The organism is Patescibacteria group bacterium (genome assembly GCA_041674405.1).
Lineage (GTDB): Bacteria > Patescibacteriota > UBA1384 > XYA2-FULL-43-10 > XYA2-FULL-43-10 > JBAYVT01.
Window position 1 is genome coordinate 30,675 of sequence record JBAYVT010000002.1, and the last position, 14,163, is coordinate 44,837.

The window sequence follows — 14,163 nt, forward strand, 5'->3', positions numbered from 1 at the left end:
TTTCTCCTTTTAGATGTGCTGATCTCCCCAATCATTTTGAAAAAGTATAACATCACCCGGTTGTAGAATCTTGGATAATGAATCATGCGCCGATTTCGCCGTTTCGTGCCAGATAATATTTTTATCGTCAAAACCAGCATTTTTAAGTCCTTCGGCAATATATGGGGTCGCGCTATTTTTAATAAGAATTACCTTGTCGGCAACCGCTGATAATTTTTTGCCAATTTCGGTGTGAACATTTTTATTTTGGCTGCCGGACTCAACCAAACCAGGAGTGATGAACAATTTACGCCTATCAGTAAATGTTGCAAGTACTTTGATTGCCTCTGTTACCCCTTGGGGGTTGCCGTTGTAGCTGTCATCAATCACAAGAACACCACCAGCACCCATGATTGGCTCAAGTCGGTGATTGACCGGTTTGATTTCGGAGATACCTCGTTTGATTTCAGCATTTTCCATACCAAGAGATTTTGCTACAAGATTGGCAGCTTGAACATCACCCAAAATGTATTCGCCCAGAATAGGAATCTCAATTTCTCCCAGCTCTGCAATCTCCGCTTTCCAGTGTAATTTGTCCACATCAAACTTTTTTGCTTTAACATCATTCGTGCTGAAGAATTTGACTTCTCTTGTACTGCAGTATTTTTCGTAATATTTTTTCACATTTTCATCATCGGCGTTTAAAAACACTCTGGCATTAGGTTTTGCATTTTCCACCGCTTCGAAAATTGTCGCGGCAATTCTCTCGATGCTGCCAATCCGCTCAAAGTGTGCCTCGTTGATACCGCTAATAACTTGAATATCTGGAGGAAAGATCCCGGCAATTCGTTTATTATCACCTTGATATTCTTCTCCAAATTCAACAATTAACATCTCTGAAGTTTTCTTATAATTTTTGATTATCCACGAGCTCATGCCAACAGCAGTATTGATGCTTTCACCCGGTGCCAACACCTTATATTTTTGCTTGAGCACAGATTCTATTACGTTTTTAAGTGTAGTCTTACCGTAACTGCCGGCGATGCCGATAATTTTCAGCTTGGAATTTTTGACCAAATTCCGTGCTCGATTCATAACTATCTTCTTGGCCACATAATCAAAAGGGCTTAAAATCAGCAGCGAAAGCGTAAAATATATCGGCGCAATAAAAAACGAAATTATTATCCAGATAACGCCAGCCAATGTCCCGAGTGTTAAAAATAGGTAGGTCGATACCGCAAAAATCGCGAACGAAAGAAGTGCCAGAAGCATTATTTTCTTTGTCCATACTAATCTTTTTCGAAGCGGTACATTTGCTTTATAAAACCCGCGGCGAAACAAAAGCCGAAAGTACCGAATTATTTCGTAATTCTCAATTTGCAAAAGATAAAGCTGATATGTAAGTGGATTCATTCTATAAATTCGTTTAGTAATTTAGTAAATTCTGCCGGCTTCTCCAAGAAACTAAAATGGCCGGCATTTTTGACAATTTCGAGACGTGAATCTTTTATTTTTTTATGTATTACTCTTGCGTCTTCGATCGGCGTAGATTCATCATCTTCTCCCCAAACAACTAATGTCGGTGCATCAATTTTTGAAAGAAAAACGCTCAAGTCTTCGCTGATAAGATTTTTGTAGGTCTCCCTAAGTTCGGACGTTTCAAGATAGTCCTCAGAACCAATCCGTTTATAAATTAATTTTCTCAGCCCTTGCATAAACTTTGGTTTGAAAAATGGCTTGGCAATTTTTGCCATTCGATTATAATTGTCAGCCTTCGGTGATCTAATGCCTGCGCTATCGACTAGGACTAATCGAGATACCAGATCAGAATATTCAACGGAGAGTTTGATCGCAATCCGACCGCCGAATGAATGTCCGACGATAATCACTTTTTCACACCCAAGCTTGTCAATCAATCCAGCGACGACTTTTGCATAATCGGACACGGTAAAGACCGTACTTGGCTTCGGTGAAGATCCAAATCCCGGTAGATCAACAAGATAAATTGAAAATAAATTCTGATCAATCGAGTCGGCAACATTTTTCCAAACCATGCCATCCGATCTCCAGCCATGCAAAAAAACAATGGCTTTTTTGCCAGTGCCAAATTTGTAATACGATACTAGCGTTCCACCAATATTAAGCTGCTCTTTCATAGCCAAAATTATAGCAAAAATTGGCCAAAATAGCCATTATTTATGGCAAAGAAGCAAATCAAAGTTTCGTTAGATATTCGAGCACTTTTGGATGGATTGAGGTTGTAAAATATTTTGTAACTTCTGTCGGCTTTATCCACATAAGTTCTTTGAATGATTCCCCGGCTTGCTCCATCCCCTCATATGGCTCACAAAGATAATAGATCGAAAGAAATTCCTGTTTTTCCGGATAGGTTTTGGCAAAAACGACTTCTTTAACGCGAACTTCAATTCCGGTTTTCTTTTTAACTTCTTTAATCAGACTGAATTCCAAATCTTCCTCATAACCCGGTCTGCCACCAGGAAAACACCATGAAAGCTTAGGAATGTTAGGGTCATTTTCACGCTTACCAATCAAAATCTTTTTTTGTTTCTCGTCGTAAACTATCGCCAACAAATTCACTACAAATACTCCTTTTCCAAAAATATTGAAATCCATTTACTTCCTTTCTTTTGATACAAATTTTAAGATACTGATGTTTGATATTTGAAAAATTTTAACTATTTCAACAATTATGGTTATCACTACCCCCATCATACTTAATATGATAAATATTTTTACCATAAGATCGGTCCATGAAGGTGCCGAAACAGCGGAAAAATCAAATGGATATGTCAAATACAATGCGTACATAGGCATAATTGAAATTACTGCCAAAAATATCAGTATGATATTTCTAAAGATTATTCGGTCATAGATCAGAAGAATAGTATTCCCTAAAATTTGGGCAAAAAAATTTAGAACGAACAGCAAGATAGCGGCAATAGCTGAGTCCTTCAAAAATTTTAAATGCCAGTCAGGTAACTTGTAAAAAATTATTAGCAATATGATGTTCACTAACATTGAAAAAACGTAATCCACCTTGTGAGATTTCGCTGCTTGCTTAATCATTGTTTGCACTATAGCACATCATTTTACTTCTGTCGCATTAGCAAATCTTCTTTCGCACACTGACCAATCAATTGCATTTATGATTGCCTCAATGTATCCATCGCGCTTTGTACCGTAGTCCAGCATGTATGCATGCTCGAAGGCATCTACAACTAGTATTGGCTCGCATCCAGCAAGATGTCCGGTGTCGTGTTCTCCAACCCAGACATTGAGTAGTTTGTCACCGATTTTATCATAATAAATTACAAGCCAGCCGATACCGCGCATCGTGAGCATTCGTTTAAATGATTCTCGCCACCTGTCAATCGACCCAAATTCGCTCGCTAAATACTTATGTAATTTCGAGGATGGATCTTGCTCTTTCCCGCTTTTGATTAAATTTCCAAAATATAGCTCGTGCAGCCGCATGCCGTTCCACTCCCAGCCCATCCGGCGCTTCAATTCGGAAAAACAGCGAGATTCAAAATCACCAGATTCCGCCATCTTGGAATTTTCCTCGATTAGGCCATTGATATTCTTTACGTAACCCTGATAGAGAGTGAAATGATTTTTAAGAAGCTCTTCAGAAAACCCTTTTGTTCCGATCAACTCTTCAAAATTTTTTGCCTCATACATGATCCTCCTTGTTTATAATAATTCAACAATAATTATACTACGCGGTTATTCAAATTCGTTCATAATTTCTTACAACAAAAAGCCTTGCACTGCCACTCCGGGAGTGGCAGTGCAAAGTTAATCAACGGAGTTTACTTTATGGACTTTACGAACTTTACCGACTTTATGGACTAATTATATCTTCCAGGCCCCATTTTCCTGTATTACTTTACCGTCGAGAATGATTTTACCCCTCTTCATATCCTTAACAATATCCCAATGGATCGCCGAGTCGTTTCCCCCACCATTTTCCTTGTATGCCATACCGAGAGCGAGGTGAATGGTTCCGATTATTTTCTCATCGAACAATAAATTCCTAGTAAATTTTTTAATTTTGGGGTTCAGACCAATTCCAAATTCTCCCAAATATGATGAGTTACTGTCGGTCTTTAATTGTTCTTTTAAAAAATTCTTATTTTTTGAGCAATCTGATTTAATTACCTTGCCTTGATTAAATTCCAGATAAATATCCGGCACTTCTTTTCCCGCCTCAATTGCCGGGAAATCAAATTTGATCCAGCCTTTTGCTGATTCCCGAACTGGTGCCATAAAAATTTCGCCACAGGGGATGTTGTCGCCTTCCATATCGTTGGCAACTTTATCACCATGAATATCAAACTCAAGATCAACGTTTTTTCCCAAAAGATGAACGTGCTTGCCAGCCCTGAACTTACCGGAGACTTTGTTAATATTCTTTTTTACTTTATCCCAATCTTGAATCTCTGCCCCAAATACAAAATCCTCGTATTCATGAATTGACATCTCCGCTTCTTGAGCTAAGGCCTGGCAAGGATAACCAACTGATGCACGTCTGATTTTTCCCCTCTCATTGCAAATATAGTTTGTTATCGGATGAGTCACCGATTCGCGTATCATCATTTTGGACGGATCGACACTGGTCATTTCTTTTGTATTGGAGTCGGTCACAATTCCAATGTAATACTGTGCATTTTTTGCAGTATAATCGAGAATTTCCGGAAATTTTTTTAGGTGATGATCTTTTGCATATTTGTAAAATAATGGTCCAAGACCAGGCAATGAAAGTCGCAAAACCGGGTGTGCACCTGCTTTCAGAACTTCGATATAAAGCGCTTCTACAAATGCTGCCGCTTCTGTCGAGCCAGAAATTACAACATTTGAGTCGTGTTTCACCTTCAAAAAATATCTGACGACTAATTGCGCGAGCTTTTTTGTTCTTGGGTCAATCATTTCGTAATAACCTTATCAATTAGACCATAGTCTTTTGCCATTTTGGCATCCATGTAGAAATCGCGGTCGAGATCTTTTTCGATTTTTGATTCGGATTGGCCAGTGTTTTGCGCCATGATTTTAGTCAGATTTTTCTTTGTTTTCAAGATATGCTCGGCATTAATCGCGATGTCAGAAGCTTGGCCTTCTGCTCCACCCAGTGGCTGATGAATCATGACTTCGGCATTTGGCAAGGCAAATCTTTTGCCTTTTTCACCTGAGGACAAAACCCAGGCACCGCCTGATGCCGCCATACCAACACAGACCGTCGAAACTGGTGCTTTCACATAATTCATCGTATCGATTATCGCCAAAGTTGCTGTCACCGATCCACCTGGTGAATTTACGTACATATTAATGTCTTTTTTTGAATCTTCCGAATCAAGAAATAAAAGTTGGGCAATAATAATATTGGCCAAATCATCAGTGATCGGTCCGCCCAAAAAAACAATTCTGTCTTTTAGAAGCCGTGAGTATATATCATAAGCCCTCTCTCCTTCAAAAGTTTTTTCTACTACCGTAGGAACTAGATATGACATGATTCTCCTTTGTTTAAATGTGATATACCCACATTATGATAAATACCTGATATTTTGCTTAATAAAAAAATCAATATCTGTTAAATCAACATAGCAAAAACGAGCTTTGTCTTCAATATATAGATGCAAAATCGTTATACAGCACTTATTTTAGATAGCCTTTTTTGTGCAATATATCCGGGATATTTATTACTTTTGAACAAGGCAACTCGCCCATTGAAAATTATCGCCCCGATTACACAAGGGCGAAACCGCGCGGCACGGATATCATTCAGATACTTTTCGTCGATAGCTTTTTCCGGTTCTTGGATAATAATTGTTTAAGCGATAAAATCCATCATTGATACAGATTTTTTAGCCTCAGAATACTGATTGTAGCGCAAGCTTATGAAGATTCCGAAAGACAAAATGAATATCGACAGGGCGACCATTGCTACAAATGGAGAAGTCGCATCCGATATTCCTCCTACTGCGAGAGCAGGGATCGACATCGCAAGATTGATAAGCATAGAAACAATACCAAACACTCTTCCTCGGAAATGTCCTTCCGTTTTAATATGAAGGAATGTCTGTGCTGAGATATAAATAATGGAACAGCCAAACCCCAGAGCAATAACAAGCAGAGTTACAATCAATCTCGAGAAAATGAAAGTGTGATAAAATTTGAATCCTGAAAACATTAGCAGAGCCAAACCCACAGCAAGGAAAGGCCAATTAGTACTAAAATCAAAATTAAATTTTCGCCGTCTCTCAAGGATATATGCCGCAATTATCATTCCGATACCCGCAGGAGCAATAACATAAGGACCAACCAATTCTGCCGGTAAGGATAGGACGCTCGTTCCGAAACCTGGCAACAAGACCACAAAAGAGCCCAGTGCGACCCAGCCGACGGTAAGTTTAGCCATCATTCTAAAAATCTGGCGATTTTTTAAGCTATACGCTATTCCCTCTTTAGTCGATTTCCAGATACTTTCAATGTCCGGTGCGAGAGTTGAGAGAGATATTGGCTTGGTTTCTTTCAAATCATAGTTTGTCATCCTATTCACTGAAAGGGTTGCAATCAGATAAAACAAGCCGCAGATCAGAAACAAAAATAAGGGAGAACTAACTCTCATTATCGGACCAGCCAGCGAATAGCCGACCAGAAGCGTTGCATATGTTGTCGTTACAATTAATGAATTCGCTGCGATCAATTTCTCCTTAGGCACTATGAGTGGAATTGAGGCTTGCTCGGCCGGAGAAAAAAATTGTGCAACAGAAGAAATTATAAATATAATTTCCAAGAGAGCCAAAACGTTGCTTTGGGCAAAGATTAGAAGAACTACAGCAACAAATCTTAGAAAATTGGTAAGTATCAAAATTTTCTTATAATTGAACCTATCCGCAAAAACTCCGGAAAAAGGCCCGAGAAGAACCGATGGTATTGCAGAAGCAATTAATACGAGTGAAATTGCGGTCGTCGAATTTGTAAGCTGATAAATATGCAAGATCAATGCAAAATTCAACATATTTAGAGCAACCTGCGAAGTCCATTGCGAAGTCCAGAGTTTGAAAAAATCTTTGTATTTAAGCACACTTACAAATGTAGATGACACGGACCCTCCGCGTTTGTTATTTCGTCAAAGTTTTTACCAGGTGGTCAAGAGCCTTTGCTCCCGCATCTTCCTTACTCGAATCAATTTTTTGGTCTTGAATAATTTTACCTAACATGAGACCAATTTTAACATTTTTGGTAGCCTGTTCGCGCATATCTTTGCGAATATCATCAATTTTTTTCTTCATATTTTCCAGATATTTTTCGAAACTCATTCCCGAAGATTCTACTTGTCCGCGAAAATGTTCTATCATTCTTTCTGTTTCCTGGATAATCAATATCTCGGGAATGTCAACTTTGAGAAGAGGTAATACTTTTTCGATTACTGAAAGCTCAAGCTCGTTTTTGTATTTCGCATCAGTTTCTTTTTTGAGGCTATCCATGACAGCCGATTTTAATTCGGAAAATTTCTTGTGCCCATAATGTTCTGCAAATTTGTCGTCGAGTTCGGGAAGGATGACCTCTTTGAGGTCTTCAAGTTTAACATTGAATTCTGCTTCCTTGCCGGAAAGTGTTTTCTCGTGATAATCTTTCGGAAATTTGATTTTAAAGGTTTTTTCTTCACCCTTTTTCATCCCCACAACTTCATCCTCAAATCCCGGAATCAGATTTCCTTCGCCCAAAATGATCGGGTGATTTTTTGAGCACATTGCATCAACTTTAACGCCCTTCTTAAAACCTTCATATGAAATTTCTGCCCGATCTCCCTTTTTTGCCGAGCGTTCAGCATCCTTAAATGTTGCTTTTTGTTTGCGCAAATGTTCTAAAATTTTTTCGACATCAGTTTCTTTTGGTTCTTCTTTTTTTGGTGCTTTCACTTTTAGTTTCGAATAATCCCCAAGCTCAATTTTGGGCATAACATCAATTTCGGCAGTATATTCCAAATTGTCCTTAATATCTAGTTCATCGATCGAAAAGTTCGGAGATTTTGTAATTTTGATATCTGGCTGCGATAGTGGCATAATTTTTTCGCTTGCAACCACTTCCGGATAACTTCCCCTTACAGCACAATCAATCCCTTCAGAAATGAGGCGATTGTGGCCAGCTGCAGATTCTACAATTTTGTACGGGGCCTTGCCGGGGCGGAATCCATCAAGCTTCATTCCGGATGCAACTTTTTCGTAAGCTTCACGAAAATATTTTGCAAGCTCTTTGGGTTCAACTAGAACTTCTAGTTTCACTCGGCTGTTTTTAAGATTTTCAAGTTTTACCTTCATAATATTCCCAACAATAAAATAATAATTTACTCGTATAGATTATCATATTAAGACTAGGATTGAAAGTCTGGTAGCACAGGCGGAACCGCCTGTGCTACCGACGGCAGCAGAGGGTGTGGGACGTTATCCGGGCCAGTTGGCCGGATCGTTGTCGGGGTCGTAGGTGACTGGCTTAGCCCGTTTGCGGGCATCATTCAGGATGATCAACAGGTCGGCAAACGGCACATCGGGTACTGAGTCCGAAGCTACCTGGTAATCGCCGGCATAACCACACATAAAACTACCTCCTGGTCCTTGATTCCCTCTTGCATTTTATATATCACTTTAGATCAATATACGCTATATCCACCAAATTTTTTTAATTCAGAAAGCAGAAGCTTTTTATTGCTTTTATCACCGCAGAAAAGCAAACATCCTCCTCCCCCAGCACCACAAGCACGGTGGGAATATCCGTATTTTTCCGCAATTTTAGCCATCATTTTCATGTTTTTTGTATAATATGCACTTGATAGATCTAGGCGCAAATTCCTATCATTGGCGATTCCTGTTTTGAGCATAGATAGGTCTTTCCCCAAGATCCCTCGCCAAATATCTTCCGCATTTTTGGCAATCTTCTTAATTAATAATGGATTTTTTTCATATCCAGATCTCATTTGAGAGTTTAGTTTTCCTGATGATCTCGATTCACCGCTGTAATATACCAGAATATGATTCAACACCCAGTTATATAACGGAGAGTTTTCTTCTCTATGGTCAATCATCTTCGCTTCTCCATATCCAGGACCACCAAAAGTCATGTAGTTCATTCCTCCGTGCCACGCAGCATAATAATCTTGCTTGCCTCCTAAAATTCCCATCGACATTTCAACCAAATAGTTCAATTCGGGAACATTTACACCGGGAATTTCATAAAGTTCGGAAAGTGCCATGATCACTCCAACCCCTACCGCCGAAGAAGTGCCTAGGCCAGAAGCAGACGGAATGATGCCAACACTGGTAACTTTTATTTCCAATCCATCCGGCTTTAGGTTAAATAACGAAATAAAATGTCGGACAATCTGGCTAACATTATTTTTTTCTTGTTTGATAAGATCTTCAATACTCCCTTCGATTTTCTCGCCCAAATCAGGAAGTTCGAGTTTAATACCCTTGCCGCCATTCAGTTTCGCTTCAACTTTGACTTGTACCGGTAAGGCAATATTTACAACCGAGCCACGATCCGCTTTAAGTTTCTTAAGGTAGTAGCTAATATCTGTAGAACCGCCGGCAATATCTGCACGAACTGGCACGAACAGAGTTACCCTTTTCATCATTTCCTCCTGGATTTCTTCCATTCCTTAATCGCCTTTTCGTATGATTCATAGGTACCCGTATCAAGCCACTGGCTAAAGAAGGGGTAACCAAATAATTTCCCCTCCTCCGCCAACTTTGGATATATGTCATATTCAACCATTGCCTTCCCCTTTTGGGGAACATATTTATCGATCACTTCTGGTTCCATTATAGCCATACCCGCATTAGCAAGATTACTTGGTGCTTCTGATCTCTTTGGTTTTTCGACAAAACCGGTTATTCGGCTGCCGGTAAGTGATGCAACCCCAAAACGGCTCGGGTCCTCAACCGGTGTGAGTGCAATTGTAGCTAATCCTTCATTATTTCGATGAAAATGCATAAAATCCGAAAGATCAATTTCCGAAAGCACATCCCCCCAAACAATAAAGAAGGTTTCATTTAGAAATTTTTTTGCCAATCGCAATGGTCCTGCTGTTCCTAGTGGGGATCTTTCTTCAACATAATTTATCCTGACGCCAAATTTTGTGCCATCTTTGAAGTAATCCTTGATCATCTCCCCCTTATAACCCAATGCCAGACAGATTTCGGTAACACCATGTGAGCGCAGAAGGTCTATCACATGTTCCACCATTGGCTTTCCAGCAACTGGCAAAAGCGCCTTTGGTAATTCATAAGTAAATGGCCGAAGCCTTGTCCCCTCGCCCCCAACGAGAAGAATTGCTTTTTTGATTTGGTTTATGCCAAGGCCATTTTCGATAAGATATTCTGTCGCATGCGATCGATTTCTGATTTTTTTACCATCGATTATTGCATCAATCTTTGAAAATAGGTCTTTTTTAATGGTGACGGTTAACTTTTCTCGTTCCATAGAACTCCTTAAAAATTATTCATATACGATAATATACGATATATAAAAATAGATCAAATTGATTGAAATAGCTTAGTCCGACATGATTACCCAGGGTCGCCGATCCTGTTTCTTGTATTTAACGCAGGCAACAAAACGTTCAGGATCTTTCAAAAATATCAGAGAAACAAAATTTGCTTTTTTCTTTTCTTCCCAAAATTTTTCATCGACACATAAGTCATCAGAATACATTTTACGAAATTCCGAAAGACCTTTCGATCCAAAATTTTCGTAATACAAAACATTATCTACAAAAACTCGTCCAACAATACCGCCACCTGATTTTTTAAGATAAATTTCATCTTCTTTTGCAACAGATCCGTAAGGGGCAATTTTATGAATTGAAAATCGTGACTCGATTGTTTTTTTTCCAACCAGGATATTTTCTATAGCATCACCAACAAAAATCGCTAAATGCCTCATGAAACTCCTAAAGTGCCTTAATATTTTTGGCCACCTAATTAAAACAAAAACAAACAGCTGTTTGTTTTTGTTTTAATATTTAGAATATACCCTTATTAATAAATCTCGACAACCATGCGTGGATTTTCAGCTACTTGCGCCTCAAGCTCCGATTTGGGCAACAACCCCCCTTGTGCTCCAATTATTCTGACAACGGAAGTAGAATTTACTATACCTGCTTTGAGTGCTTCAGATATCTTGTATTGATCGGAAAAATCCGCGTCTTTTGAATCTAAAAATTTCGCAACAAAAGCTGATGCAAAACTATCACCCGCTCCAGTCGCATCCACTCTTTCTCGATTCATTGCTTCGATTCGATATGACCGAACCCCATCAAATGCGTAAGCGCCTTCTTTTCCATCGGTTACGATAATTATTCTTGGCCCAAGAGCATGAAGCGATTTGGCAATTTCTTCAACCCGCGGCCGCACAGGATAATTGGAAAATTTTATTGCTTCTTCACGATTCAAAATCAATATCGAAACACATTTTAATAATGCCCTGTATTTCGAAACACCCTTTTCGATTTGCAAAGAACCAGGATTCCATGCAATTTTTGTTCCCTTCTCAGAAGCCATAGATATTAGATCCTTTTCAACTTCTTCGGTGTTTTCCCCCATCGGGCAAACAAAAAACCATTTAGTTTTTAAATTTTTTTTAGGCTTCAGCACTGAGTAATCTGAAACCCCGTGGCAAACAAAAATTGTTCTTTCGTCCCCAAGATTAAAAATGATTGAAAAATTTGTTTGGACATCATGTTTTTTAATGACCTGCGCTTCGTCTACACCCTCAATCCTAAGCCTTTCCAGTATTTTTTCAGAAGGAGAATCGTCTCCAATAGCAGTAATAATTGCAGTGTTATATCCAAGGCGATTGAACGAAACAGCAGTGTTGCATGCTGAACCGCCAATATCATAAAATGCATGTTCTAAAGAAATTTTTTCCCCCAGTTCAAAAGAAACAGATTTGCCCGAGGCATATCTCCGGCTGCTTTCAATATCAAAAGTATGAGGCTTAACAAAAATATCCTCTGAAGCATCCCCAATTGTGACAATATCATACTTTGTCATACTTTTGCTTTATTTCTTGAACCAAATAATGTTATGTAATCACAGACTAATTTTTCAATATCAGCCTTCACTTCATTGAAGACATCTCTTGGATCATCGCTGATATCGATATTCTTTGAGGCGCTGGACAAGAACGCCTTGCGTATTTTGGTATCAATATTAAATTTGACCGCACCCGCTGCTATAGCAGCTTTTATGTCCTTCTGTGAAAGGCCCGATGCACCATGGATCACAATTGGAACAGAACTAGCATGGGCGATTTTTGACAAAAGTGAAATATCTAACTTTTCACCCCTCGGTGCACCATGTTCATTGCCTACAGAAACTGCTAATGAAGTAATCCCGGTTCGATTAATAAAATCACTAGCTAAATCAGGATGGGTATATGAACTTTTGTTCGATAATTCTCCACCCTCTTCGCGCGAAATTACACCCAGTTCCGCTTCCACATCTACATCAAATTCTTTCGCATACGAAACAACTTTTTTAGTTAAAGCGATATTTGATTCATATGGCAGTTTTGAAGCATCAATCATTACAGAATTATATCCGATATCGATGCACTCCTTGACTATTCCAAAATCACGCGCATGATCAAGGTGAATTGCGGCAAAAACATCTTGGCTGTCCAGTTCGCTTTTTATTATTCCAAATAGTTCAGGAAGCCCGGCATAATCGATTGCGCTTGGCGTAGTCTGAATAATTACTGGTGAATTCATTTTTTTTGCAGCAGCTACGACTACTTGTACTGTTTCGAGATTATATACATTAAAAGCACCTATGGCATAGCCATCGTTTTTGGCTCCTTGATATGCTTCTTTGAGATTTAATAATGGCATCAAATTACGCTTGTCTTGATATTGCTCACAAATTTATTGTTGTCAAGTGCAATCAAGCCCGGCATCTTTTCACCAGCAAGGTATGAAAGAGTTGCACCACCGCCTGTTGAAATGAAATTAATATCGCCACGAAGATTGTTTGCATCGATAAACCCAACCGTATCTCCGCCCGCAACAATGGTAGTCCCTTTGTTTTTGGAAATTGCCTCTGCAATTCTCCTTGTTCCAGTCTCATATCGTTCGTCTTCCGAGTGTCCCAGATTTCCGTTCCAGAACGTCGTAGCAGCAGTCGCTATTTCAGCCTCAAATTTAGCAATTGTTTCCGGGCCGATATCCATGATTTTGAAACGGCCACCATCAGAATTTTCCCTAGCCTGATCTACCGGTAAAACAATTTTATCTTGATATCTCGATAGAATATCCTCACAGGTTTCAAACATTTCCCTTTCATATAATGAATCACTTACGTCTTGGCCAGACGCCGCAAGAAAAGTATTGGCAATAGCCCCTCCAATTAAAATTTTGTCCGCTTGTCCTGCCAGATTATTTATCAAAGCGGCTTTATCCTTGACTTTTGCTCCGCCCAAAACAATCTTATAAGGCTTTTGTGGATTTTGTATCAAAATATCAAGAGTTGTTTTCTCAGACTCAATCAGAAATCCGGCATAGCTTGGAAGATAATTGGTAATCGCATCTACTGAAGCATGGGCCCTATGGCTTACCCCGAAAGCATCATTAACATAAATATCTGCGTAGCTTGCAAGTTCTTCCCCAAATCTTTCATTGTTGGCTTCTTCTTCTCTGTGCCATCGCAGATTGCCCAACATAAAAATATCACCAAAAGTCATCTCTGATATTTTTTTGGCGACCAAGGGGTGAATTATGTGATCTGTCGCATACACTTTCCGTTTTAATAGCTTTGCAAGCTCAGAGGCGAGCGGGATGGTAGAAAGTTCTGGAATAATTTCTCCAGCCGGCTTTCCCAGATGAGTGGCAATGATAATCTTAGTCCTTCTTTCAAGTAAATACTGGAGAGTTGAAAGAGATTCAACAATTCTATTGTTATCTAAAATCTTACCGTCTTTAATCGGTACATTATAATCGACGCGAACAAAAATCCGCTTTCCACTAACGTTTGCATCCCTAACGCTAACCATATTCCCTCACTTTTACAATTAACCATATTTTACCATTGTAAATTTTTACCGTAAATAGATCATGGCGGAGTTCTGTTCGTTTTGATAAAATTAATGTGCGTTCAAAATATTGCG

The 14,163-nt window shown here is 39.2% G+C and carries 16 protein-coding genes; 1 reads left to right on the top strand and 15 read right to left on the bottom strand.

Going from position 1 to position 14,163, the window contains the following annotated elements; translation table 11 throughout:
* Window positions 1-9 precede the first annotated feature (9 nt).
* The 3 genes from murF to WC080_01575 are packed head-to-tail and all read right to left on the bottom strand — an operon-like array spanning window position 10 to window position 2,613.
* Complete coding sequence (murF, locus tag WC080_01565; protein MFA7243956.1) at window positions 10-1,392, bottom strand: UDP-N-acetylmuramoyl-tripeptide--D-alanyl-D-alanine ligase; 1,383 nt, start codon at window positions 1,390-1,392, stop codon at window positions 10-12.
* Window positions 1,389-2,135 carry an alpha/beta hydrolase gene (locus WC080_01570; protein MFA7243957.1) on the bottom strand — a complete coding sequence of 249 codons (747 nt, stop codon included), beginning with the start codon at window positions 2,133-2,135 and terminating at the stop codon, window positions 1,389-1,391. Before WC080_01570 ends, murF begins: the two co-directional genes overlap by 4 nt.
* A 58-nt stretch (window positions 2,136-2,193) precedes the next feature.
* Entirely contained in the window at window positions 2,194-2,613 is a 420-nt protein-coding gene (locus WC080_01575; protein MFA7243958.1) for an NUDIX domain-containing protein, read from the bottom strand.
* Between the two features lie 76 nt (window positions 2,614-2,689).
* On the opposite strand from WC080_01575, the gene WC080_01580 reads away from it, so the two are divergent.
* A complete protein-coding gene (locus WC080_01580) occupies window positions 2,690-2,872 on the top strand; it encodes a hypothetical protein (GenBank protein ID MFA7243959.1) in 183 nt (60 codons plus the stop codon).
* Window positions 2,873-3,084: 212 nt separating this feature from the next.
* On the opposite strand, the gene WC080_01585 is transcribed toward WC080_01580, so the two are convergent.
* The 12 genes from WC080_01585 to WC080_01640 all read right to left on the bottom strand — a co-directional run bounded on the left by WC080_01585 (window position 3,085) and on the right by WC080_01640 (window position 14,049).
* Window positions 3,085-3,681: a Fe-Mn family superoxide dismutase gene (locus tag WC080_01585; protein MFA7243960.1), complete on the bottom strand. Its 597-nt coding sequence runs from the start codon at window positions 3,679-3,681 to the stop codon at window positions 3,085-3,087.
* A 174-nt stretch (window positions 3,682-3,855) separates the two neighbouring features.
* Window positions 3,856-4,929: an aminopeptidase gene (locus tag WC080_01590; protein ID MFA7243961.1), complete on the bottom strand. Its 1,074-nt coding sequence runs from the start codon at window positions 4,927-4,929 to the stop codon at window positions 3,856-3,858.
* Entirely contained in the window at window positions 4,926-5,507 is a 582-nt protein-coding gene (locus WC080_01595; GenBank protein MFA7243962.1) for an ATP-dependent Clp protease proteolytic subunit, read from the bottom strand. The genes WC080_01590 and WC080_01595 overlap by 4 nt, the downstream gene beginning before the upstream one ends.
* A gap of 320 nt (window positions 5,508-5,827) precedes the next feature.
* Window positions 5,828-7,105: an MFS transporter gene (locus tag WC080_01600; GenBank protein MFA7243963.1), complete on the bottom strand. Its 1,278-nt coding sequence runs from the start codon at window positions 7,103-7,105 to the stop codon at window positions 5,828-5,830.
* A gap of 16 nt (window positions 7,106-7,121) precedes the next feature.
* Entirely contained in the window at window positions 7,122-8,321 is a 1,200-nt protein-coding gene (gene tig / locus WC080_01605; protein ID MFA7243964.1) for a trigger factor, read from the bottom strand.
* Between the two features lie 123 nt (window positions 8,322-8,444).
* Complete coding sequence (locus tag WC080_01610; GenBank protein MFA7243965.1) at window positions 8,445-8,597, bottom strand: hypothetical protein; 153 nt, start codon at window positions 8,595-8,597, stop codon at window positions 8,445-8,447.
* A gap of 53 nt (window positions 8,598-8,650) precedes the next feature.
* On the bottom strand, window positions 8,651-9,634 hold the full coding sequence (locus WC080_01615) for a hypothetical protein (protein ID MFA7243966.1): 984 nt from the start codon (window positions 9,632-9,634) through the stop codon (window positions 8,651-8,653).
* Window positions 9,631-10,482 carry a sugar phosphate nucleotidyltransferase gene (locus WC080_01620; protein MFA7243967.1) on the bottom strand — a complete coding sequence of 284 codons (852 nt, stop codon included), beginning with the start codon at window positions 10,480-10,482 and terminating at the stop codon, window positions 9,631-9,633. The genes WC080_01615 and WC080_01620 overlap by 4 nt, the downstream gene beginning before the upstream one ends.
* Window positions 10,483-10,554: 72 nt before the next feature.
* Complete coding sequence (locus WC080_01625) at window positions 10,555-10,944, bottom strand: hypothetical protein (GenBank protein ID MFA7243968.1); 390 nt, start codon at window positions 10,942-10,944, stop codon at window positions 10,555-10,557.
* 95 nt (window positions 10,945-11,039) lie between these two features.
* Window positions 11,040-12,053, bottom strand: coding sequence for a carbohydrate kinase family protein (locus WC080_01630; GenBank protein ID MFA7243969.1), 1,014 nt, complete (start codon window positions 12,051-12,053; stop codon window positions 11,040-11,042).
* A complete protein-coding gene (locus WC080_01635) occupies window positions 12,050-12,892 on the bottom strand; it encodes a class II fructose-bisphosphate aldolase (GenBank protein MFA7243970.1) in 843 nt (280 codons plus the stop codon). The genes WC080_01630 and WC080_01635 overlap by 4 nt, the downstream gene beginning before the upstream one ends.
* Window positions 12,892-14,049, bottom strand: a complete 1,158-nt coding sequence (locus WC080_01640) for a phosphoglycerate kinase (protein ID MFA7243971.1) — start codon at window positions 14,047-14,049, stop codon at window positions 12,892-12,894. The genes WC080_01635 and WC080_01640 overlap by 1 nt, the downstream gene beginning before the upstream one ends.
* Window positions 14,050-14,163 lie beyond the last annotated feature (114 nt).